We start from the raw sequence: 20,862 nt of genomic DNA, 5'->3' as shown, positions 1-20,862 counted from the left end.
TCTCACCTAGAATAAACTCCCCAGTTTACTGAAACAAATTCAGAAAGTGTTGTTTGCCTTCCCTGGTGCTTAATCTCTTTAACGAAATTTAGTATATTCGATACAAGTTTTTTGCTGTCTTTTCTATCCTCATGTCTTCCAAAGAGAAAAGTAGTTATGTCAAAACCCTGGAAATTATTCAGTACTGCCTCTCTTGCCTCATGTTTAGATGATACTCCTAAATACCAGAGATCATAATTTACCGTTTTGAAATCGGCAAGATCATAATTTCTAAGTTTCTTATCGGAAGCGTAACCCGCGAAAACCCTGAAACAATTTTCTCTTAGTTCATCAGCAATAGAGAGTTCTGATAAATCATGAATAGGGACTATGAACCTTATATTATTAAATAAGTATATGTTTGCTATTTTCTCTACTTTATACAATGAAGTATAATCGGGCCATATTGCGATTTTAAGTACCTTACCGTATTTCGCATAATGCCTTACTAATAGTTTAATGTATTGAATATAGGCCCTATTTCTATCCCCAGTTAACAATACTTTATTGTCAAAGAAGCAAGGATATGCACAGATAGAACTATACTGCTGTAGAAGTGTAGATATTGGACTTTTTCCCATACCGATAATCATGCGTTAACCCCCAGTTTATCGTTCTCAATCTGAAGAAGAATGAAGTAGAGAATCAGAACTAGCGCAATGCTTATTAGGATCTTTGAGAATATTTTCATTGACCTCCCCTGCACATCTTTTCCTTTTTTTAAGTTGTTGTAGTAATAGCTAATTCTTTCAATCTCTCTATGTATGGCACAAGAGGCAGAAATACGTTAACTAACTGTTGTTTAGCCTTATCTGTAAGTGAATATTTACTGTCGATCTTTTGTATAAATCCGTGTGCCAATAACCATGTTATATTCTCGTTATATGTTGTTGAGCTCATCTTTAGTGTAGAGACTATTTCCTTATCGTTTTTTGGACCATCTAACAATACTAGTAAAATTTTTGCAGATGGAAGGACCAGTATGTCTCTTATTTTCATATGATACGTTACGCGTAGCGAATATATAAATCTTCTTATACGTGACACGTAGCGAATTGCATATATTCATTATGTAATAATTGCATTTTTACTACGTGAAACGTACAGAGTTAACCGAAATACAACAAAGGGTATTATTATTTCTGCTCGAAAATAATGGATCGGCCTTTAGGGATATATCAGATAAGACAGAGAGTAATCCTAACGCAATAAAAAAGGCTATAGACGAGTTAATGGAGTTAGGTTTGGTTTACGATAAGAGAGAAGACACATTCCCAAGAAGAAGGCTTATATTTTTGACTGACTATGGAAAGGAAGTTGCTAAGAAGCTGAAAGAAATAGTAGATATAATCAGTGAAAGTTCAAAGCACCCACAAAGGCCGTCCGTAGAAGTCTAATCTAAGTTTAACATTTTCTTTATAGTTTCATATTTGTTTTCTTTAAACTCTGTATAGATTACTTCAATTCTAGTTTTTGCGTCGTTTAGATCTTTTGATTTCTTTAACTCTATTAAAACAAAATCTAAGCAGTCTTCGAATCCTTTCACATAACTATCTTTATCCATTTTATATCAAAATATACAAAAGTAATAAATATCGGTCAGAGAGCTCCGAAAGTTAAAATTCCTTATATATTGCTATCCATTCAGATTTGTACATGCAAATTACTACCCCTTTCAAAAAATCTTCTCTGCCCAAAATAACGCTCGGTACTAACTCTTCAGGGAAAAGATTGTACTCCATAATTGCGGCATTGAATATCTCACTTATATTGTCCAACTGGGGAAACGTAAATCTAAAGGAGTATCTTTCATATTCCTTATTATTAATAACTACCTTGTTAGCATACTTTGTTTTTAGGTTATCTTTCGTAAAACATTCTTTTACTACATGCTTATTAATTATCGTATACTTACTACCAGTATCTATGAGCCCTAAAACAATTTTCCCCCTTCCGATTTTAGGACATTCTAACTCAACCTGAAGCAAGGGAATCTTATTTTCATAAAAATCTGAAAAATTAATAGCTTTCAGGATCTTTTTTGAGGGATTTAGGGACATATATTATATCGTAATCGGCTATACTATAACCTTTTTTATTTAACTCTTTTTCTAGCTCTTCCCTGGAATCAGCATAACCTATAATATTGAATTCTCTATCCACTGCAATAAACTTACCTAGATATTTAGGATCCCTCACTATCAAACTTTCAGGCATATATTAAAACTGTTATTCTAAGAATATCAACTTTCTTTACGCTTTACGTATCAAAAAATTTATATATATAATACGTTACAAAGGAAAACTCCCCGGTTTACCACTATTAACTACTACTAAAGTGAAAAGCTCATGTGATTTTTTGGATGAAAGTTTAGGCCCAGGGTAGTTTCCTCAGTATAAGGCCTCTCATCTTCTAAAATTTTTCTAAAAGTGAAAGTGTAAAATACAATTAGCTTAAACAATTGCTATATGTTAGCTTATGTAAAAATACGTAAGATTGAAAGTAAAAAGTGAAGTGAGTTTTGTAGTAAATGTGTTTGGAATGTTTTCAGTAGTAGTTATATATATTATATCTCTTTTTAGAGAAGATTGAATTTTATTTTAATAAACTGGGGTGTTTATTCAAAGAGTTAGTTACACTTTTAGATAAAAATTTACAAATTAAACTGGGGAGTTAACGCTTGTTAGAATTTATTTTACAAAATTAAGAAAAAAGGTTGATAACATTAACTAACTGTTATTCTCTCATGCAAGAAGTGTTTTAGTTACGGCAACTTTCTTAGGCCTATCAGCGTCAGGCCATAATGCTATCAGCCCTGCTTGATATAGAGACAGTATCGCAGAAACAACGTCACTAGGATCTAACCCTTTTATCCTGGCAATTGTCTGCACTACAGGTTCTACTTTCCCCTCATACCACTTCTTCCCTGTCTGCTTCCAATAATTAATAAGGAATTCTAGTACTGCCTTCTCTTCCTCATTCAATTCTCTCCCCATAGTCTTCTTCATCACTTTCTCAGCCTTCTTTAGGACCTTTTCAGCTTTCGTTGATATCTTCAAACCCTTCTTTACCGCCTCTACTACCCTGTCCTTAAGTCTGTATATATTCTTTCTGATCCCTATCTTCTTAATATCTATGAGAGTGGCCCATCTCTTCAACCTCGGGTAGACCTCGCGTGAATCATCTATTCCTACATATGCAGCTATTTCTGCAGCAGTGTGGGGCCTAAGATCGGCTAATAATTCAAATGTAGCTAGCGTCTTTTCAGATCTAAAGAGCGGTGTTATTTCCATAGTCTCACCTAGAATAAACTCCCCAGTTTACTGAAAGAAATTCAGAAAGCGTTGTTTGCCTACCTTGGGATTTTATGTAGTTTAGTAATTCTGTGAGTTTTCTCATTACATAATCTAAGTTCTTTATCTGTTCGAACTTCCCTAGAAGCATCAGTGTGATGTCTCCGTAATCAAAGCTATACCTCAACGCCTCTCTTAATTCTCTCTTTGTAGAAATACCCAGGTACCATTTTTCATATTTTTTGCTTTCCTTTATGAAGCTATGAATATCATAATTTCTATACCTGGCATCACTTGCATACCCCATTATTACGCTGTAATTATTCTCTCGGAGTTTGTCAGCGATTTCAATCTGGCTCAAATCGTGGATAGGAATTACATATAGTATATTCCGCGGGACTGGCAGTACGTAATTGATGTTGTCAGGATATAGTGCTATTTCTATCTTCTTTCTATTCGCCCACAGCTTCTTCAAATACGCTTTGTAGTTTTTTTCGATAAGCAGAGTTTTTTTGTCGTCGAAAAATCGCGGATAGATAATATAATCGTTAAGGTTCTGAAGTTTGTTAATTAAAGGATTATAACCAATTGCCAGTATCATCCGTTACCCCCCCAGTTTATTCAATTATTGCCGTACTCCAAATTTCCATCAAAGTCTCTATCAATTTCCGTCCTTTTTCTGTAATTTTTATTATTCTTTTTACACTGTTATGTTTTCCTTGCTCATATGTTTCTTCTACTAATTCCAATTCTTTGAGAGACGGAATAACCGTATTGTAAAATGCTGCAGGACTTATTCTAGTTTCTAGCTGTAATTCAGTTATTGCTTTAGGTGAAGAACTCAAACTTATTAGTAGTTTGAATACATGCTCACATCTTAACGGGTTTGTGTTCCTTCTCATACTTTCTAAAGTAGAAATTACAAATCATAACTTATAAGTCTTATGTTTTGCTTAATAATTTATAAGGTACATAAAAAAATATCTTAATCATGGCTTACAAATTGGAAGATAGAAGAATTATGCCTAGAGATCTGTCGAACCCGTTAAGGTGTGAACACCTGTATAAAATCCTTATAGCACTGGAGGAGCCATGCTCCTTATCTGAACTGTGGAACAAAGCTAAAATAAGCCCTGGGATATACTACAACACAATAGAAAAGAATTTATTACAATTAGATCTAATAAAATACGAAGAAAAAGGAAGAAGCACTATGGCTATTCTTACGGAGAAAGGTAAGAGACTATTACAAGTTCTTAAGGATATAGGATTCTCAAAGATTTCTGAAATACGTTAATCTTTTTTCTGCTCTTCGGAAACGAAAAATCTTAAGTCCAATTCTTTTTCAATTTTCTCTAATTCTTCATCTAGTAAATTAAAGGACCTGTCATCAAGTTTGGTTACTAATCTCTCTCTTAATTTTAGGATTACGTATTTTGCGCCTAGATAATAGGCCCGGTCCATATCAAATCTGTTCTTAAAAAAAAAGAGAGACCCAGACAAAATTATATGACATTCTATGTTGTAAGTTAGAAAACAAAAAGCTTAAATATTACTTTCTAACTTAGAAAGTAATAGGTAATAACAAAAATGTCCACACTTCAAATCCGAAGCAAAAACCCCCCAGTTAACGGGAAAAAAGATTTGATTTTTTTGATTTCGTTGCTAGACAAAGAAGATAAAGTAGAATTTGTTCAGGAGTTTAGTAGTGATTTCGAAGAAATGGTACAGATGAAGCAACTAAGCAAGACGGGCTACTACAAACTACTGAAGGGTTACGCTCCTTCAGATGACAGAGTACTTCAGGTCGTTGAGATGGACGAAAATGCGAAAAAATGGATAATTGAAAGAGTGAAAGAGAAGGCGAGAAAGGCATTGGAAATAATTGCAACAATAGGTGAGAAAGATGACTGAGCAAACAACAGAACTACACGAATTATTCACCGAACTCGATGAAAACATTAGAGAACTATTATCTTTAGTTAGAATGCTGAAAACAGAATTTAGATTTTCTGACGTAATAGACGATGAAACAATAAGCAGCAGATTAGAGAAGTCAATATTCTTAGCACAGAAAATAGAATCTAACTTGTATTCTCTAAAAAGAGAAGTAAGATATGACAAGAATGACATAAAAAGAAGGCTGGAGGACGAATGACGGATTTACTAAAATTAGATTGGGATAACGTGGAAGATATGATAAAAAGCGTACTGGAAGACAAGATAAGAGTATACGACTATTTCAACTACTTCATAATTGATTCGGAACACATACTAGTAAAGATCTATGAAGAGGACAAAGAGATATTTACGGTAAAAATGGAGCTCAGGATTGGCAAGTTAGAAGTTGTCGAGGTGAGCTAAATGAGAGTAATCACATTCAAAGTTAACGAAGAATTACTACAGCAATTGGATCTTTACTGTTTAAATAATAGAAAAGAGCGTAGTGAAGTTATCAGAGAAGCAATAAGACTTTACTTAAACCATAGAAAGGGAAGAGTCTACAGAAAGGCTGCTAAAATAGAAGAGAATTTACAAAACGAAACGTTTACGAGGGAGTTATGATGGCAATAAGCGAGATCGTTAAAGAGAATGAGAGACTGAAGATAGAGCTGCAGCGCTATAGGGAACTAGCTGAAAGATTAGAAAAGAAGATAGAAAGACTCGAAAAAGAGAATAAGGAGTATAAGAAGAAATATCAGACTCTACAAAATATTATAATTAGGACTATGCAACTTTCGGAGCATAAGGAAACTAAGCTCAGAGAAATTGTCGAAAAATTACGTGAAACTGGGGAGTTTACTAGGTGAACTGGAATGGCCGAAATAGGTAAATTATTGATACCTGGAGTTACAGTGTCTAAAATGAGAAATGGTAGGAAGGAAATTTATTATGTTTATTTGCCTCAGCGTTTCGACAAATATCTAAGTTACGGGAAATGGAGCGTGACAGCTATAACTAATGAGCGTGAAATCCTGATAGGCCTAAGAAGCATATACAGACATGGAAGCTACTTTGTGCTTACATTACCTATTTCACTTAGGCAGATATGGGAGCAATATTTAGGTAAAGAGATTGACCTTATTTTAGAGAAAGTAGCTTAGGTCCTTTTTCATCAAAAATTCTTTGTAACTCTATCTCACTCATAACGAAATAGTGGTTCTGGAGTATTTGGAATTGAGTAGGGGGTGCTCTCCCCTGTAATAAGTTCACTATCATGGGCGATACTCCGTTCTTTATCATATAAGAAGCGAAGAATGATCTTAAGTCGTAAAGTCTGAACTCCTTACTCAAGACTTTCCTCATTCCTTCTTTTATAGAAGCCCGCAAATCTGCTAATTGAAAAGGAAATAATTTCTGCTTCCACACTTCAACATCTGCTCCTATTTGCTTAACTGCAGGCTCGTAAGTCCTTATGAATTCTTCTCTATACGGGAAATAGATTTCTTGTAACCACTTTTTAGTTTCAATATGTATAAATGAAACGTAGGCTCTTTTAGTTTCCGTTTCTTTCATAACTTTTATTACGCGGTTTTCTAGATCTAGTTGATCTAATTTTAATGAATAAACTTCTCCTACCCTGAGTCCAGACTCTGCTAACAATAAGAAGAAAGCCCTAGCCCCTAAATGACTTATGTTATCAAATATGTCTCTTATAGTCTCCAGAGAGAGGGGTTGTGGTCTGTACTTATACCTTGATTTTGGAACTTTGAATGAGTTATAAAGAAATTGGGCTAACTGTAAGTTCTTCTCTCTTATTACCGTCTTTATGAATAATTTCAAAGAATTAGCAGCATGTCTAGCTATATTGCTGCTTTCTTCGCTCAGCTCAGCCAATAGGTCTCGGATCCCGTCTGGGCTCAGCTCATACCCTAACCTTGTGAGTGCCAGTATTAGATATCTCATCCTCATATCTATGGTGCTTTTAGTCTTACCCTGGAGTGATTTTTCGAATCTCTTTACGTCCTCTTCCGTAACTATGTATGTTGATGACATATTCTTCAGATATTCTCCTAAATACTGATAGAGAACCGAGACGAAAAAGTTGCGGAACTTCTCATCTTTCATGGCTTTGATAACTACTGATAATGCAGTAGTAGCGTCGACTTCAACTACTTTCAGTCCGTAGATCACGTCTGAAAGTTCATCTAGTGTTAACATGTCTGCAGCTTTTCTTACAGTTTCTAAAGGAATATTCTGGTTTGTATTTATGTATCTGTATAAAGTACTCCTTCCTATTTCCAGTAACTTAGCTGTTTGCGTCAGACCGAGTTTCTCTACTAATTTCTTTAACATTCTCCTTCTTTGTTCTTCATCTAACTTAGTTACGTCAGTTAGCATATTTTCCTACCTTACTTATTAGAAAGTGACACTGTTCCAAAAATAAGGCTTTATGTTCCATTTACGCCTTTATAGAGAGAACGTAACACTCTTTCAAATCAACACAAAATTAGTGCTCCGGCCGGGATTTGAACCCGGGCCACGGGCTTGAGAGGCCCGCATACTCTCGGCGCTTATTGCTTGACCGGGCTATACTACCGGAGCATATATATTTCGATACGTAATAATTTTAAATTTTTCCTCTTTCTACCTTCATATAATCTTTAATACTTATTTCCCATAAATTTTCGGGATGCTATACGTTAATTTTAAAGTGGATCATGAAAATTGGACTAAAAACATAGATTGGACTAAAAATTCGCTTTCTATTCTAGATATTAAAGATGTTAACGATTATGTTAGAGTTTTAGTTGAATTTAAGGGTGATGAGAATGAGTTTAAGAAAATGGGATGGAATCTTTCTAAGGTATCTAGGTATAAATATTTGGGAACTATAGATATTGATGATAAAGTTGAAAAAATTTTGTCAAAGTATATTATAATGAATGGAAGTGGTAGTGAATCTGGTTTTTATTGGACTGTTGTGTTAACGGATTATTTTGAGTTAAAAAGAATGTTAAAGGAATTTGTGGATTCAAAAATTAATATTAAAATATTAAAAATTGTTAAATTGAAGTCGCAGGATATACTAACGGCTAGACAAGAGCAGATACTTAAGATTGCTTTGGAGGCTGGATATTTTGATTATCCTAAGAAGGTTAAGATTAATGAACTTGCTGAAAAATTGAATATTAGTATTTCTAATCTATCGGAAATTTTACGTAGAGCTGAAAAAAACGTAATAACAGCATTCTTTAGGGAGAGAGGACTTTGAAGCATGGAGGAGTAGAGTGGATAAAAGGTAAACCAAGCGATATAGATGATTTTAGCGTTAATCTTAATCCTCTAGGGGTTCCAGACTTTGTCAAGGAGCTTATTAATGATGCTATAAGAAATAGGATATATGAATTATATCCAGATAATTACAAAAGCTTAAAAGAAAATATAGCAGAAATATATAATGTTGATCCTGATTTTATCGGGGTTTTTAATGGTGCTACTGAGGTTATAAGATTATTAGATCCTGCTGTAGTTGAAGAACCTAATTTTCTAGAATATCCTAGAAAATGGATATACTTTGCTAGAGAAGAAGATAGTCGTTTTCTGTATTCTTTACAAGGAGATGAAACTATAATAAGTAATCCTAATAATCCTACTGGAAGTAAAATAAATATTTCTGAAATTAAGGAGTTCTTAGATAATGGTAAAAAATTAGTTGTTGATGAATCTTTTGCCGATATAAGTGATGTTGAATCTGCTATTCCATTAGTTAAGGATTACGAAAATCTCTTAGTTGTTTCTACTTTTACTAAGAGTTTTAGCGTTCCGGGACTAAGATTAGGATTCTCTATTGGTAGAAAAAGTGAGTATTTAGAAAAGAAAGCCATTCCTTGGAGGGTAAATAGTATAGCGTATTATGTTTTTGCTAACGTTGATTCAAAAGAGGTTAGATTATTCTTTGCTAAGAGTAAAGAGTATGTGAGAAAATTAAGGGAGGATATGATTTTTAAATTGCCTGGAAAAGTTTATGCATCTTCTGCGCCTTATGTTCTTGTTAAATTTAATATGCCAATAGCGGAAATAAATACAAAACTGAAAGTTTTCAAGATACGTGATTGCTCGAATTATATAGGATTAAATAATTATTATGGAAGAATATCTGTAAAGAGAAATTTTTCAAGTTTTGTTAATCTACTAAATGCTATTTTAGCAGGAAAAGATTTATAAATATTTCATCTGATGTACTAATTGTGTTTGATCCAAAATTATTAAAGTTCTTGATAGTTGGTGGAGGAGGAGTTATAGTTAATGAGGGAATATTTATCTCTTTGTCTAGATTTATTCCTATTGTCTTCTCACTTGCGCTAGCTATTGAGGCTTCTGTTATATTCAATTTTATACTTAATGATTTATGGACTTTTGCTGATGCTAGAAAAGGAAGTTTCTTGAAACGAATGATTAGATTTCACGCTTCTTCTTATTCCGGAGGAATAGTTCACTATACTATTGTGATTTTACTTTTAGTAATACTACTTCACTTTTCTAGCTTGTCAGAAATTGTACTGTTGTTATTCTTCTCTTATTTAAAGTTGCAAGCTTTGTATTTAGCTGCTATTAACTTTGTTGGTATAGTATTTGCTTTTGCTGTAAGATTTATAACTGCAGTGAAATACGTGTGGGGATAATTCAAAAAAGTTATTGGGATAATTTGTAATATACTCTTTTTTGTTTTTTACCTTTATTTTCTATTTTTATAATTTCTATCTTTCCAATTTCTGAAGTATTTTTGACGTGTGGTCCTCCATCAGCTTGTATATCTATTCCAGGTATTTCTACGATTCTCCATGTCTGGATATTGGGAGGACTTCTTTCGGCTAATTTAACAATTCCAGGTATCATTAGTGCTTCTTCTCTAGATAGGAAATATACTTTTACTTCAATATTTTTAGAAATAATATCGTTAGCTTCTTTAACTATTTCGTATATTTGATCTTTATTTTCTAAGTTAAAATCGTCTTTAGCGTAGTCTGGTGAAATGTGCCCTCCTGTAACTAGCGCATTGTATTTAGAGAATGCTAAAGCAGCCATTATGTGAGATGCTGTATGTAGTCTCATCATGCTATATCTTCTTTGCCAATCAATAATTCCTTGTATTTCGTCACCTACATTTAATCCTTCTGTTGATTCTAGTTCGTGTATTATTTGCGATTTGTCTTCTCCTCGTTTTACATTTTTTACTATATACTCCTTATTATTATATACAATTTTACCAGTATCGTTTTCTAATCCGCCTCCGCCTGGATAAAATGCAGTTTTATCTAATATTATTCCTGAATTGGTAATATCTGTTATTTTTGCTTTAAATTCCTTCAAATAGGAATCTTTTAAATAAAGCTCTTCTGTCATAAATATAATGTTTATGCTAGTAGTTTATTTTCTTTACTGTTAATGTTATTGTATCGTTTCTTTGGTTTATGGTTAAACTTAATGGCTCTACTATTTCTGGTAAATTAATTATCTTTATTATCATATTACTAATAGGATCATAAATGTAAATATGTAAATTGTCTGCTCTAAGAAGTAGTTTATCGACTTGCAAGTCTTTTCCTCTTAGGTCTACAAAGACTTTTAAATACTTCTTAGTGCTTATAATATCTACATCTGGATCATCAATAGCTGTATAAGACAATACTTGTCACTTATGTTGATATTGTGTTATCTCCTTTATAAGGTATTAACAATCAACTATTATATTAGGATGCTTGGAAAAGACTTCCAAAAATATTGGGATGGAAATCAATCAGATAAGAATTTATTCAATGGAATAAAAGGCGCTTTCAAAAGTAAAGAACCATTAAAGTATAAGATCGTCCATGCTCACTATCAAATAAGCGCTATGGTAAGTAGATTAGATGCTTATATAGGCAGATTACAGGAGAGAGATAGATTATTATTTGAAAGGGTAGTAGAAGCTCAAATGAGTAAAGATCCTGCAAGAGCTGCTATGTATGCTAATGAAGTAGCTGAGATAAGAAAAATAAGTAAACAATTATTAACTACACAGATTGCATTAGAGCAAGTAGAATTAAGATTAGAGACTGTTAGTGAATTAGGAGATGTCTTTGTAAATTTGGTTCCAGTAGTTGGCGTAATAAATGAATTGAAATCTACTTTGAGAGGAGTAATGCCAGAATTGTCCATTGAGATAGGAGAATTAGGTGAGGGATTACAAGAAGTAGTAGTAGAGGCAGGAGACTTTACTGGTGCATATTCATACTCTGCAGCTCCTAGCGGAGAAGCCAGAAAGATCTTAGAAGAAGCATCTGCTGTGGCTGAACAGAAAATGAAAGAGAAATTCCCAGACTTACCTTTATCATCAGCTGCTATTAACCAAAAGGCATAAGTTTATTTTTTCTTTTCCTTTAAAATTTTGATTGTGTCTGACTCAAATTTCTCTGTAACTCCCTGGGAAGTAAAGGGAAAAGTAGATTATGATAAGCTTATTGTGCAGTTTGGAACACAAAAAATAACTCCTGAAATAAAAGAGAGGGTAAAGAAGCTAGTTGGTGAAGATTTACATTTAATGTTAAGGAGAGACGTATTTTTCTCACATAGAGATTTTGATAAGATTTTAAACGATTATGAAAGTGGGAAAGGATTTTTCCTTTATACTGGTAGAGCTCCATCTTTAGGAATGCATGTTGGACATCTATTGCCTTTCATTTTTACAAAATGGTTACAGGAAAAGTTCAAAGTCAATTTATATATTGAAATAACTGATGACGAGAAATTTATGAGAAACATTGATTTAACTCTAGACCAGACTAGGCAGTACGCTTACGATAATATCTTAGATATTATAGCAGTAGGTTTTGATCCAGATAGAACATTTATCTTTCAAGATACTGAGTATATAAGAAATATGTATCCTTTAGCTACTAAAATAGCTAAAAAATTGACTTTTTCTGAAGTTAAAGCAACTTTTGGTTTGGATAATTCTTCTAATATAGGTATAATATTCTATCCAGCTTTACAAATAGTTCCTACAATGTTTGAGAAAAAAAGATGTTTAATTCCTGCTGGGATAGATCAAGATCCATATTGGAGATTACAAAGGGATATAGCTGAAAGTTTGGGCTATTATAAAGCAGCTCAAATACATAGTAAATTTGTTCCTCCTCTAACTGGACCTGAGGGAAAAATGAGTTCGTCAATTCCAGAAAGCGCAATATATCTTACTGATGATCCTAAAACTGTAGAAAGAAAAATCATGAAATATGCATTTTCCGGTGGGCAACCTACGATAGAACTTCACAGAAAGTACGGAGGAAATCCGGATATTGACGTATCTTTTCAATGGCTATACATGATTTTTGAAGATGACGATGCAAAGATAAAGAAAATTGAAGAGGATTATAGGAGTGGTAAACTTTTGACTGGAGAATTAAAGCAAATTTTAGTAGAGAAGCTTAATAATTTCCTAGAGAATCATAGGCAAAAAAGAGAGGAGGCTAAGGATTTAGTTAATATGTTCAAGTATGATGGAAAGTTAGCTAGAGAGATGTGGAATAAGATTCATGAGTGATGTCAATAAGATTTAGGTTTATATATATTCATTTTTTTAAGATGATATACAACTAAGTTTGTTGAAATTTTTAGATCTTTAGCTATCCTATAGATTGACTCGCCCTTTAAGTACATGTCTTTGATTTTTTCTATATCTTCTGTTGTTAATTTTCTTTTTCTAGAAGCTAAGTTGTTTTTCTTTAAAATTCTTAAGATAGTATTGGAATTTATATCTAGCATCTTACTAATTTTATTTGCACTATTTCCTTCTTTAGCTAGCTCTATAACTTTATTTACTATCTCTGTAGATAATCTTCCTCTAAATTGTATACCTGAATTTAATAATATTCTTCTTACTTTTGAATAACTCATTCCTTTTTCACTAGCTATTTGTCTGATTGTTTTTCCTTGTTCATATAGGCTTTTTATTTCTTCTTTTAATTCGTCACTCTGCATATGATTTGAAAGACTAATTTACTTTTAAATTTTTTCCAGATTCTGAACGAGTTTCCTATGTAAAGAAATAAGGCGTAATCTAAACAATAAAAATAAATTCTCTTCAAATATTTAGATTATTCGATGTTAGTAGAGATTGTAGGTATTTTTATTGGATTATCGATGGCTGCTCCTCCTGGTCCAGTTAATGCGATAATAGCAAATGAGGCATTGATCTCTAAATTGCATGGAAGTGCTGTAGGATTAGGAGCAATGACTGCGGATTTCATATTTTTCTTGATAACTTACTTCTTGAGAAATATTATTCCTTACTTTGTTGTTCATTGGTTTTATATTTTTGGCGGATTACTAATGATATATCTAGCATATTCGATAACTAAATCTAAGCCTAGTAATAGATCAAAAAAGGGGAATTATTTAACTGGGTTGCTCATGGGTATTTCTAATCCATATCAAATAACTTGGTGGCTTACTGTAGGATTGTTTATGGTTAATGAATTTAATATTGCCATAATACCGTCTTTTTTTGGAGGTATAATTATTTGGATAGTGTCTTTTCCTCTAGTAATTAATAAAATTGGAAATAGATATGCTAATTATATAAAAATATTTTCCATTATAGTGCTAGTTGGATTTGGAATATATATGTTAATAGATGGTTTTAGAGTCCTTGTATGATACTTGATAAGTCTTTACATACTTCTTGGGCTTTCTTTTGCATTTTGTCTATTACTTCTTTTTTATCTACATAATACATGAATTTTGGTCTTCCTCCTTTGCTTCCGCTGTTTTTCTGTTTTTCTATTAATCCTGCATCAGCAAGTTTTTTCAAAATTAAACTTGCTCTACTCTTACTTATTCCTAAGTCTGCAGATATTGCGTCTACATCTTTTCCTTCACTGCTGTTTACTATTTTCATAAATGCATCAACATCAGCTTCTGATAGACCGTAAGCAACCATTAAGAATCTTCTCAATAATACGCTTTTTTCACTAATTTCGATACTCACTTTAGTTTCACCATATTAACTTAAAGTTTTTATTCTTTTTAAAGTTTTATGTATTATCACACCTAATTTTTTATAAAAGTAAAGTTAAACTAATATCATGGATAATACCGAATTAAAGAAGAAAATCCTTGAAATTGTTAGTTCTGGTGGTAAGACTTCAGAAGAAATAAGGATGGAATTATTAGAAAGAAACGTTGAGTTTACGCCTATGCAATTTAGAGAAGTACTTGCGGAAATGGTAAGAGAAGGTAAGATCAAAAAAATACCAGATTATACAAAAAAGAAATTTTTATTTTCCGTTTGATTCCATTAATTTCATAACTTTTTCTGCTATATTTATGAATTCTTTTGATGCAGGTGAATCTACATATTTTAGAAAGAAAGGTTCTCCTAAATCATTAGATTCTGCTATTTTTGGCTCAATTGGTATTTGACCTAATAAGTCAACTCCCATTTCTTCTGCCATTTTCTTGCCTTTTCCTTCACCAAAAATGTAATATGGTTTATTATCAGCTGGGCAAACGAAGTAACTCATGTTCTCTATTACACCTAGAATTTTAGTATTTATTGTTTTAGCAAAATTTATAGATTTTTTAACTGCTAAAGTAGAAACTTCAGAAGGTATAGTAACTATTACGAATCCAGAAATATTTGGAACTAATTGGGCTACTGACAGTGCTTCGTCTCCTGTGCCTGGTGGCATATCAATTATTAGATAATCTAGGTTTCCCCATTTTACGTCTCCTAAAAATTGTTTTATAGCAGTATGTTTTATTGCTCCTCTCCAAACTACTGGAGTATCATCTTTAGGTAACAGGAAATCTATGGAAACTACTTTTATTCCAAATGGACCATTAACTGGGTTTATTCCATCATCGTCTGCTGTTAGTACTTGACCTCTAACTCCTAACATCTTAGGAACTGAAGGACCGTGAAAATCTACATCTATTATTCCTACGGTTTTTCCTGATGAAGCTAAAGCCATAGCTAAATTAGAGGAAACAAATGATTTTCCTACTCCTCCTTTTCCGCTTAGGACTGGTATTTTATATTTTACATTTTTCATTCTCATCTGAATTTTTAGATCTACTGCAGGAAGTTGTTGCTGTTGTTGGGTTTTTCTTAAATCTCTAGGTTGTCTTTGTGGTGGTTGAATTCTGAAAGGATTATTAGACATTATTTAGTTATTCTCAATAGAACTAATAACCTTATCTAATTTAAAAAGAAGATCTTGAACATTATTATCTGAAAGCCAATCTATCTCTTCACATTCGTTATTAATTATTTTATTTGATATTTCTTCTATTGTTTTTCTAGTAACGTTTATTTGACAAGGATTCTTAAACCAATCTATTGCTTCTTGTAATGTTACTCCTAGAATTTCTGATTCTACGTTTTCTGCAATTTTTATGTTGTTCCATCCTCTATTTTTTAATTCTTCATATAAATCTAAAGGATATCTTCTTAGTACTATAACTTTATCTGCGTAATCTATTAAAGAAGGATATATAGTCTCTACAACTATGTTATCCTTATTTTTTAAATATTCATTTATTTTTTCTGCTACCTTTTCATCATCTATATTGTAAGTTTGCCTAAGCGGATCGAAAGATGAATATAATTTATTTTGAATAATAAAAGATGAAACTTGGAAATATTCATACGACAATTTTGATGAAAGAAATTTGGAAATAGTAGTTTTGCCTACTCCAGGAGTACCAGTAATTACTATTTTCACAATCCTACTAATAATAGCTCAGCAATATATAATCCTATTGATATTGTGATTAAAATTATTTTTACGTCTTTGGTTGTGTCACCTTTAGCGACTTCATACAAACCGTAAGGCATCATAATTAAACCAATTATAATAAGAATTTCTTCGATTATAATCATAAATTATAACTTATGCCTTTTTTCTTATTAAAGTATGAGACTGTAAAAGCTAATATTACTCCTCCTAGTATACCTCCAACATGAGCAAAATAGTCTACGTCTGGTAATATGTCACTAAATACAAATACCATTAAAAGTATAGCGAAACCATATTTATCAAATTTTCCTTTTTCTAACATATCTATGGTTAAATAGAAAGCTAATATTCCAAATATTCCTCCTGATGCACCAGCCGAAGCAGTAAGGGGAGGAAATAGAAATAAACTAAAAATGTTACCTATTATTCCAGAAAAGAAGAAAATTAAATACTCCAATCTTCCTGCTTTTGATCCAAAAAGATAGTAAATAACTAGTAGAGAGAGAAAGTTGAAGAAGAAATCAATATAGCTATTAGTCACTAAAATTGATGTAATAAGTGATAAATAATCCCCTCTAAATACCAAATAATTTACTTGAATCAAATAAATAAAACATGAAAAACAATACATTGAAGTAATTAAACCTATAATATATCCTATTAATACTAATATCATTAGGACGAAAGTCTGCTTCATAGTTCCCCAGTCAAAAACATTAATACTAACGATATAGCTATGAGTACTCCCCATACTGCTATGTTCCATCTAAATACTTTTAATCCATCTAAAACCCAGAATGGTAAGAGATTGAAGAATGCAACTACGGCGTTAAATTCCGAAATATAGAAGAACAAGTAATTTAAGAGTAAGATGGAAGTAGAAGTCGCTGGTATGCTAGCAGCTATAATATATGATAAAATGGATATTCCTATGTTTGTTATTGGTCCTGCTGCTGCAGTTATTCCATCTAATTTTCTATCTCTCATGGAAAATACACATGAGATTAAAGTATATCCAGAGAAGAATACTAAGCCAAAGAAAGCTATCAAATTAATTAATGTAGTAGCTAAGAATCCAGTAAAACTAAGAGTAAACCTTGATAAACATCCGTATCTTCTTGCCACTTGTCTATGCGCTAATTCATGAGGTACTATTGCAACTGTAGCCGCTATTATAGGAAAACCCACATAAATAGTAAGAAAAATAGGTGTTATAGCTTGACCTTCTATAAGTCCATAGTAAATTACTCTATTTACTGCTAATACGGCTATGGAAAAAATTGCTAATACAAAAGCTAAGACTTCATTTAGATTCTGAAATTTGTATTCTAGTTCTTGTATAAGACTCAATGTTATCAAAGTATTTATAGAGTTGTAATATAAATTTCTAGCTAATTTGGTAGATATATTTGTCAGATTGAAAATTTTTTAAATAATCTAATTTAGTTGATTCTATCTTCCAAATTAATGCCTTTGAAGTTTTATCCATAGCTACTAAGTATTTTTCATTATTACCTATTATACCTTCAAATTCTATTCCAAATTTTTTCTTAAATGTATTAAAAGTTTCAAATACAACAAATTTATAAGGATATGGCATTGATACTTCCATACAGTCTTTAGATGAAGCGTAGTTTAGTAGTTTATCTGTTGCCATTTCGAATATTTGGGGATCAAGAATTAGAACTTCGCTTATCTCATCGTAATTTATTAAAAGTAAAAATAGGTGTCTGGACTGGGATCCATAATTTATCCAAAAGTCTATTATTCTTGAATAGTATCTGCATCCTTGTTTTATTGGTAGAGAATGTATATAAGTGGAGAAAAATTTTGTATTTTCTTCTATAAAATTTAAAGCTATTTCGGCGAATGTTTTAGGATTTATCTTCAAATTTTCTAATTCTTTAGTTAAGGCTGTAGATATTGATGCTATATGCCCTGATTCAGTTAATATTCTCTTATTATTTGGTGTTATTATATCTAAAGATATTTCGAATAGCACAAAAAATAAATTATATTTATATCCTTATATACTTTGCATATGCTTCTGCTTCAATTTTCATATTTTTTGTTAATAATTTATTTAAAATTTCCTTGTCATCTGATTTAGGATTATACTCTGATATTATTTTTTCTACTTCTTCTAACATTTTTAATGCATCGTCAAGAGAGCGCATGAATAAATTTCCTCATAACTTAAATAAATAGGTTCCATTCTTTAAATCGGTATTTCCTAAACGATTTTATTGAGAGTAAGTATAATACAAGTATATGAAGTTAGTATTACTTTTACCTTGGATTATCATTGCTATTTTATTATCCCCTATAGCATTAAGTATTCAAAATCATTTCGTATATAGTGATGCTCCTTTTCTTAATACTCAGTATCAAAGCGTTAAAGTTGAAAATATTTTAAAAGAATATTTTAATTATACGAAAGAATCAGAAATTTTTGTTCTTATTAATGGAAGTTATAATTATTCTCTTCATGAAATAGAGAATTCTTCTAAATACCTAAAAAATTATAATATAATTACACCTTATTCCTATATTAAACAGATAAATGAAAGTTATTTAAATGCTATATCTCCTTTAATATCAAAAGGACTTAATATTCTAGAACCATACTTAGAATTATACAATAATCTTACGAGAGAAAGATTAGAATTACTAAATAATATAACGTGCTTTGAATATCAATTAAATGTTACCTATGGTGGAAATGCTACAAATTCTAGTTATGTTAATGTTTACAAGGAATATCTTAATAAAACTCATTCCCCGCAGTTAGCTGGTTATTATACTTTTCATGATCCGTTTATCTTTCTTTTCTCACGAAATAATTTTACAAATGTTACATTAATTAGATATACATTAGAAAATTTCAATAATTATTCATATTTAATTTATAAAATTAAAGGAGTAAATATTCCTGAAGAAGCTTTAGCTAATCCGAAAGGTTTTGTTTTGCAGGAAATAGAAAATGAAGCTCCGCCTCCTCCTATATCTTTAGATAACTTTCATAAAAATGATACTTGGTTATTTATAATAACAGTTCCTGATAATGAGAGCTTAACTAATGTAGAAAATTTTATTCAGCATACTCATGGAATTGTTACAGGTCATTTTCCTATTTATGCTCAATCTGCCTATTATACTAGTGAAAATCTAAAAACAATTGACATCGTTACGTTTATTCTAGTTGGAATTCTTTTAATAGTTCTGCTTAGATCTTTATTACCTATAATTCTCTTAATATTTAGTGCATTATTAGGTATTGAGATAGCATATGGATTTCTTTATACTAGTACTATTTTTGGGTATCAAATATACTATATTTCTGGATTAGTAATTCCACCAATTGTATTTGGAATTACTATAGATTATTCAATACTATTCATGTATAGGTATTTTGAGGAATTAAAGAAAAATGATTCTAACCCGCTTAAGAAAGCGTTTAGAACTGCTGGTAGAGGAGCAATTTTTAGTGGATTAAGTATTGCTTTAGGATTTTCTTCTTTTTTATTAAGTCCTTCTCCTCTGTTAAGGAATATAGGAGAAGCATTAATTATAGCTTCTTTATCTGCTTTAATTCCAGCAACATTATTTAATTACACTGCTCTAAGCAAAATTCCTGATAAATATTTAAGTTTTCCAAAGAAGGAAGTACCAAATCCAATTGATGCTAGGCAAAAATATCTTAAGATTGTTTCAAGTTTTTCAATAAAGCATAAATATATTATTGTAACAATAATGGCTATTCTTGCGATAATTTCGCTTGGAGTATTTCTTACTCATAATACTAACGTAGCTATCTATGAAATAGTACCATCTAATTCAGAAACAGTAAAAGGAGAAAATATTTTGTCAAACATGTTTAATTATAGTATAGATTATATAATAATAAAAGGAAATCCTAATTCATCTTATGCAACAATTTATAATGTAAGTAAGATGATTATAGAAAAAGGAGGTTTAGTTTATGGTCCTGCATCTTATGGCGTTGATGCATCTGCTACTCCTTCATATTTAACTAATTTGTATTATAATCATAATTATTCAGTAATATACGTGTATATTCCATATCCTGTATTTAGCAATAATGCCATAAATTTAACAAAAGAACTAATAAATGAAGGCTTTATGGTAGGGGGCAGTAATGCTAACAGAATTGATATTGTAGATAATACTGTAAGTACTTATTATTCTTTCACTTTGCCATTAACTATAATCTTTATTATAATTTATATTTCAATTATACTTAAATCTGTAATAGTGCCGTTAAGACTATCAGCTACATTACTTGTTAGCTCAATAGTAGGTGTAGCTGTTATGTTTTTAGTATTCAAGAGTGTATATTGGCTATCACCTCTTATAGTATTTGCATTACTATTTAGTTTAGGAATAGATTATGATATGTTTATAATTTTAAGAATAAAAGAAGAAAAAGAAAAAGATGAAAATGAAAGAATATTGAAGGGCGTAATTAATACTGGTTTAGTTGTAACTGCTGCTGGATTAATTCTTTCCGGCGCATTTTTCTCTTTAATGTCGGCAAACATGAGATTTTTGGAAGAAATTGGCTTTTCTGTTGGTTTTTCAATTCTATTCGATACTTTTATTGTTAGGCCTATATTTGTTCCTGCAATAATGTCAATACTTAAACAGTACAATTGGTGGCCTGCCAGAGAATCAAAGACTTCTACGTGAACTACTCCGCCCTTATGACGGAGCATCCCCACCTAGCGATGAGGATTTCCTGCTTCTTTAAGGAAACTTATTATATGCACAAGCGTATAGTAGA

Annotated in this window: 37 protein-coding genes and 1 tRNA gene; 16 read left to right on the top strand and 22 right to left on the bottom strand. The window is 31.5% G+C overall.

Going from position 1 to position 20,862, the window contains the following annotated elements; genetic code table 11:
• Positions 1 to 2 precede the first annotated feature (2 nt).
• Together B6F84_RS08820 and B6F84_RS08815 are read right to left on the bottom strand one after the other, a co-directional pair.
• Positions 3 to 632, bottom strand: a complete 630-nt coding sequence (locus B6F84_RS08820) for a hypothetical protein (RefSeq protein ID WP_148691901.1) — start codon at positions 630 to 632, stop codon at positions 3 to 5.
• Positions 633 to 759: 127 nt separating this feature from the next.
• Entirely contained in the window at positions 760 to 1,038 is a 279-nt protein-coding gene (locus B6F84_RS08815; protein ID WP_148691900.1) for a transcriptional regulator, read from the bottom strand.
• A gap of 95 nt (positions 1,039 to 1,133) precedes the next feature.
• Between B6F84_RS08815 and B6F84_RS08810 the strand changes: the two genes are divergently transcribed.
• The gene (locus B6F84_RS08810) at positions 1,134 to 1,436 is read left to right on the top strand and encodes a MarR family winged helix-turn-helix transcriptional regulator (protein ID WP_148691899.1); all 303 of its coding nucleotides are present in this window, start codon (positions 1,134 to 1,136) and stop codon (positions 1,434 to 1,436) included.
• On the opposite strand, the gene B6F84_RS13880 is transcribed toward B6F84_RS08810, so the two are convergent.
• The 6 genes from B6F84_RS13880 to B6F84_RS08785 form a co-directional block, all read right to left on the bottom strand.
• Positions 1,433 to 1,603 (bottom strand): hypothetical protein, encoded by a 171-nt coding sequence (locus tag B6F84_RS13880; RefSeq protein WP_187152667.1) that lies wholly within the window; start codon positions 1,601 to 1,603, stop codon positions 1,433 to 1,435. The genes B6F84_RS08810 and B6F84_RS13880 overlap by 4 nt on opposite strands.
• Positions 1,604 to 1,655: 52 nt before the next feature.
• Positions 1,656 to 2,099, bottom strand: coding sequence for a hypothetical protein (locus B6F84_RS08805; RefSeq protein ID WP_148691898.1), 444 nt, complete (start codon positions 2,097 to 2,099; stop codon positions 1,656 to 1,658).
• The gene (locus tag B6F84_RS08800) at positions 2,059 to 2,256 is read right to left on the bottom strand and encodes a DUF5678 domain-containing protein (RefSeq protein WP_148691897.1); all 198 of its coding nucleotides are present in this window, start codon (positions 2,254 to 2,256) and stop codon (positions 2,059 to 2,061) included. The genes B6F84_RS08805 and B6F84_RS08800 overlap by 41 nt, the downstream gene beginning before the upstream one ends.
• Positions 2,257 to 2,784: 528 nt before the next feature.
• Positions 2,785 to 3,333 (bottom strand): helix-turn-helix domain-containing protein, encoded by a 549-nt coding sequence (locus B6F84_RS08795; RefSeq protein WP_148691896.1) that lies wholly within the window; start codon positions 3,331 to 3,333, stop codon positions 2,785 to 2,787.
• Between the two features lie 4 nt (positions 3,334 to 3,337).
• Entirely contained in the window at positions 3,338 to 3,934 is a 597-nt protein-coding gene (locus tag B6F84_RS08790) for a hypothetical protein (RefSeq protein WP_148691895.1), read from the bottom strand.
• 16 nt (positions 3,935 to 3,950) lie between these two features.
• Positions 3,951 to 4,235: a hypothetical protein gene (locus B6F84_RS08785; protein WP_148691894.1), complete on the bottom strand. Its 285-nt coding sequence runs from the start codon at positions 4,233 to 4,235 to the stop codon at positions 3,951 to 3,953.
• Positions 4,236 to 4,324: 89 nt separating this feature from the next.
• Here B6F84_RS08785 and B6F84_RS08780 point away from each other — a divergent pair, with 89 nt between their 5' ends.
• Complete coding sequence (locus tag B6F84_RS08780) at positions 4,325 to 4,630, top strand: helix-turn-helix domain-containing protein (RefSeq protein WP_148691893.1); 306 nt, start codon at positions 4,325 to 4,327, stop codon at positions 4,628 to 4,630.
• On the opposite strand, the gene B6F84_RS13875 is transcribed toward B6F84_RS08780, so the two are convergent.
• Positions 4,627 to 4,797 carry a hypothetical protein gene (locus B6F84_RS13875; RefSeq protein WP_187152666.1) on the bottom strand — a complete coding sequence of 57 codons (171 nt, stop codon included), beginning with the start codon at positions 4,795 to 4,797 and terminating at the stop codon, positions 4,627 to 4,629. The genes B6F84_RS08780 and B6F84_RS13875 overlap by 4 nt on opposite strands.
• A gap of 126 nt (positions 4,798 to 4,923) precedes the next feature.
• On the opposite strand from B6F84_RS13875, the gene B6F84_RS08775 reads away from it, so the two are divergent.
• The 6 genes from B6F84_RS08775 to B6F84_RS08750 are packed head-to-tail and all read left to right on the top strand — an operon-like array spanning position 4,924 to position 6,437.
• Positions 4,924 to 5,247: a hypothetical protein gene (locus tag B6F84_RS08775; RefSeq protein WP_148691892.1), complete on the top strand. Its 324-nt coding sequence runs from the start codon at positions 4,924 to 4,926 to the stop codon at positions 5,245 to 5,247.
• The gene (locus B6F84_RS08770; RefSeq protein ID WP_148691891.1) at positions 5,240 to 5,491 is read left to right on the top strand and encodes a protein D-63; all 252 of its coding nucleotides are present in this window, start codon (positions 5,240 to 5,242) and stop codon (positions 5,489 to 5,491) included. The genes B6F84_RS08775 and B6F84_RS08770 overlap by 8 nt, the downstream gene beginning before the upstream one ends.
• Before the next feature lie 38 nt (positions 5,492 to 5,529).
• Complete coding sequence (locus B6F84_RS08765) at positions 5,530 to 5,697, top strand: hypothetical protein (RefSeq protein ID WP_236748928.1); 168 nt, start codon at positions 5,530 to 5,532, stop codon at positions 5,695 to 5,697.
• Positions 5,698 to 5,898, top strand: coding sequence for an aCcr1 family cell cycle regulator (locus tag B6F84_RS08760; RefSeq protein ID WP_148691889.1), 201 nt, complete (start codon positions 5,698 to 5,700; stop codon positions 5,896 to 5,898).
• Entirely contained in the window at positions 5,898 to 6,143 is a 246-nt protein-coding gene (locus B6F84_RS08755; RefSeq protein ID WP_148691888.1) for a hypothetical protein, read from the top strand. Before B6F84_RS08760 ends, B6F84_RS08755 begins: the two co-directional genes overlap by 1 nt.
• A gap of 6 nt (positions 6,144 to 6,149) precedes the next feature.
• Positions 6,150 to 6,437 carry a hypothetical protein gene (locus B6F84_RS08750; RefSeq protein ID WP_148691887.1) on the top strand — a complete coding sequence of 96 codons (288 nt, stop codon included), beginning with the start codon at positions 6,150 to 6,152 and terminating at the stop codon, positions 6,435 to 6,437.
• Here the strand turns inward: B6F84_RS08750 and B6F84_RS08745 are convergent.
• Complete coding sequence (locus B6F84_RS08745; protein ID WP_148691886.1) at positions 6,415 to 7,674, bottom strand: tyrosine-type recombinase/integrase; 1,260 nt, start codon at positions 7,672 to 7,674, stop codon at positions 6,415 to 6,417. The two genes, B6F84_RS08750 and B6F84_RS08745, sit on opposite strands and share 23 nt — an antisense overlap.
• A gap of 113 nt (positions 7,675 to 7,787) precedes the next feature.
• Positions 7,788 to 7,878, bottom strand: a tRNA-Glu gene (locus tag B6F84_RS08740).
• Between the two features lie 88 nt (positions 7,879 to 7,966).
• Here B6F84_RS08740 and B6F84_RS08735 point away from each other — a divergent pair.
• From B6F84_RS08735 to B6F84_RS08725, 3 genes are read left to right on the top strand one after another with little or no spacing between them, the layout of a single operon-like run.
• Positions 7,967 to 8,548 carry a helix-turn-helix domain-containing protein gene (locus B6F84_RS08735; protein WP_187152665.1) on the top strand — a complete coding sequence of 194 codons (582 nt, stop codon included), beginning with the start codon at positions 7,967 to 7,969 and terminating at the stop codon, positions 8,546 to 8,548.
• The gene (locus B6F84_RS08730; protein WP_148691885.1) at positions 8,545 to 9,501 is read left to right on the top strand and encodes a pyridoxal phosphate-dependent aminotransferase; all 957 of its coding nucleotides are present in this window, start codon (positions 8,545 to 8,547) and stop codon (positions 9,499 to 9,501) included. Before B6F84_RS08735 ends, B6F84_RS08730 begins: the two co-directional genes overlap by 4 nt.
• A 23-nt stretch (positions 9,502 to 9,524) precedes the next feature.
• Positions 9,525 to 9,959: a GtrA family protein gene (locus B6F84_RS08725; protein WP_236748927.1), complete on the top strand. Its 435-nt coding sequence runs from the start codon at positions 9,525 to 9,527 to the stop codon at positions 9,957 to 9,959.
• Between the two features lie 10 nt (positions 9,960 to 9,969).
• On the opposite strand, the gene alaXM is transcribed toward B6F84_RS08725, so the two are convergent.
• Together alaXM and B6F84_RS08715 are read right to left on the bottom strand one after the other, a co-directional pair.
• On the bottom strand, positions 9,970 to 10,680 hold the full coding sequence (gene alaXM, locus B6F84_RS08720; RefSeq protein ID WP_148691884.1) for an alanyl-tRNA editing protein AlaXM: 711 nt from the start codon (positions 10,678 to 10,680) through the stop codon (positions 9,970 to 9,972).
• Positions 10,681 to 10,696: 16 nt separating this feature from the next.
• A complete protein-coding gene (locus B6F84_RS08715) occupies positions 10,697 to 10,963 on the bottom strand; it encodes a hypothetical protein (protein WP_148691883.1) in 267 nt (88 codons plus the stop codon).
• Between the two features lie 69 nt (positions 10,964 to 11,032).
• Here B6F84_RS08715 and cdvB1/B2 point away from each other — a divergent pair, with 69 nt between their 5' ends.
• Together cdvB1/B2 and B6F84_RS08705 are read left to right on the top strand one after the other, a co-directional pair.
• Positions 11,033 to 11,677 carry a cell division protein CdvB1/B2 gene (gene cdvB1/B2, locus B6F84_RS08710; RefSeq protein ID WP_148691882.1) on the top strand — a complete coding sequence of 215 codons (645 nt, stop codon included), beginning with the start codon at positions 11,033 to 11,035 and terminating at the stop codon, positions 11,675 to 11,677.
• Positions 11,678 to 11,710: 33 nt separating this feature from the next.
• Positions 11,711 to 12,859 carry a tryptophan--tRNA ligase gene (locus B6F84_RS08705; protein ID WP_148691881.1) on the top strand — a complete coding sequence of 383 codons (1,149 nt, stop codon included), beginning with the start codon at positions 11,711 to 11,713 and terminating at the stop codon, positions 12,857 to 12,859.
• 2 nt (positions 12,860 to 12,861) lie between these two features.
• On the opposite strand, the gene cbp1 is transcribed toward B6F84_RS08705, so the two are convergent.
• Positions 12,862 to 13,296 carry a CRISPR DNA repeat-binding protein Cbp1 gene (gene cbp1, locus B6F84_RS08700; protein WP_148691880.1) on the bottom strand — a complete coding sequence of 145 codons (435 nt, stop codon included), beginning with the start codon at positions 13,294 to 13,296 and terminating at the stop codon, positions 12,862 to 12,864.
• Positions 13,297 to 13,419: 123 nt separating this feature from the next.
• Between cbp1 and B6F84_RS08695 the strand changes: the two genes are divergently transcribed.
• The gene (locus B6F84_RS08695) at positions 13,420 to 13,974 is read left to right on the top strand and encodes a LysE family translocator (RefSeq protein WP_148691879.1); all 555 of its coding nucleotides are present in this window, start codon (positions 13,420 to 13,422) and stop codon (positions 13,972 to 13,974) included.
• Here the strand turns inward: B6F84_RS08695 and B6F84_RS08690 are convergent.
• Entirely contained in the window at positions 13,958 to 14,305 is a 348-nt protein-coding gene (locus B6F84_RS08690; RefSeq protein ID WP_148691878.1) for a helix-turn-helix domain-containing protein, read from the bottom strand. The two genes, B6F84_RS08695 and B6F84_RS08690, sit on opposite strands and share 17 nt — an antisense overlap.
• 97 nt (positions 14,306 to 14,402) lie before the next feature.
• Between B6F84_RS08690 and B6F84_RS08685 the strand changes: the two genes are divergently transcribed.
• Positions 14,403 to 14,609, top strand: a complete 207-nt coding sequence (locus B6F84_RS08685; protein WP_148691877.1) for a hypothetical protein — start codon at positions 14,403 to 14,405, stop codon at positions 14,607 to 14,609.
• Here B6F84_RS08685 and B6F84_RS08680 read toward each other — a convergent pair.
• From B6F84_RS08680 to B6F84_RS13865, 7 genes are read right to left on the bottom strand one after another with little or no spacing between them, the layout of a single operon-like run.
• On the bottom strand, positions 14,595 to 15,482 hold the full coding sequence (locus B6F84_RS08680) for an Mrp/NBP35 family ATP-binding protein (protein ID WP_148691876.1): 888 nt from the start codon (positions 15,480 to 15,482) through the stop codon (positions 14,595 to 14,597). The two genes, B6F84_RS08685 and B6F84_RS08680, sit on opposite strands and share 15 nt — an antisense overlap.
• Positions 15,483 to 15,485: 3 nt before the next feature.
• Complete coding sequence (locus tag B6F84_RS08675) at positions 15,486 to 16,043, bottom strand: adenylate kinase family protein (protein ID WP_148691875.1); 558 nt, start codon at positions 16,041 to 16,043, stop codon at positions 15,486 to 15,488.
• Positions 16,040 to 16,201 (bottom strand): hypothetical protein, encoded by a 162-nt coding sequence (locus B6F84_RS13870; protein ID WP_187152664.1) that lies wholly within the window; start codon positions 16,199 to 16,201, stop codon positions 16,040 to 16,042. Before B6F84_RS13870 ends, B6F84_RS08675 begins: the two co-directional genes overlap by 4 nt.
• The gene (locus tag B6F84_RS08670; RefSeq protein WP_236748926.1) at positions 16,198 to 16,755 is read right to left on the bottom strand and encodes a rhomboid family intramembrane serine protease; all 558 of its coding nucleotides are present in this window, start codon (positions 16,753 to 16,755) and stop codon (positions 16,198 to 16,200) included. The genes B6F84_RS13870 and B6F84_RS08670 overlap by 4 nt, the downstream gene beginning before the upstream one ends.
• A complete protein-coding gene (locus B6F84_RS08665) occupies positions 16,752 to 17,408 on the bottom strand; it encodes a zinc metalloprotease (protein ID WP_148691873.1) in 657 nt (218 codons plus the stop codon). Before B6F84_RS08665 ends, B6F84_RS08670 begins: the two co-directional genes overlap by 4 nt.
• Before the next feature lie 37 nt (positions 17,409 to 17,445).
• Positions 17,446 to 18,060 (bottom strand): hypothetical protein, encoded by a 615-nt coding sequence (locus tag B6F84_RS08660; protein WP_148691872.1) that lies wholly within the window; start codon positions 18,058 to 18,060, stop codon positions 17,446 to 17,448.
• Positions 18,061 to 18,076: 16 nt separating this feature from the next.
• The gene (locus B6F84_RS13865) at positions 18,077 to 18,235 is read right to left on the bottom strand and encodes a hypothetical protein (RefSeq protein WP_187152663.1); all 159 of its coding nucleotides are present in this window, start codon (positions 18,233 to 18,235) and stop codon (positions 18,077 to 18,079) included.
• Positions 18,236 to 18,329: 94 nt separating this feature from the next.
• On the opposite strand from B6F84_RS13865, the gene B6F84_RS08655 reads away from it, so the two are divergent.
• Positions 18,330 to 20,768 (top strand): MMPL family transporter, encoded by a 2,439-nt coding sequence (locus tag B6F84_RS08655; RefSeq protein ID WP_148691871.1) that lies wholly within the window; start codon positions 18,330 to 18,332, stop codon positions 20,766 to 20,768.
• Positions 20,769 to 20,862: the final 94 nt, after the last annotated feature.

Origin of the sequence: Acidianus manzaensis (genome assembly GCF_002116695.1) — an archaeon.
GTDB lineage: Archaea > Thermoproteota > Thermoprotei_A > Sulfolobales > Sulfolobaceae > Acidianus > Acidianus manzaensis.
Note: the sequence above shows the minus strand (reverse complement) of the source record. Positions and strands in the feature narration are given on the sequence as shown.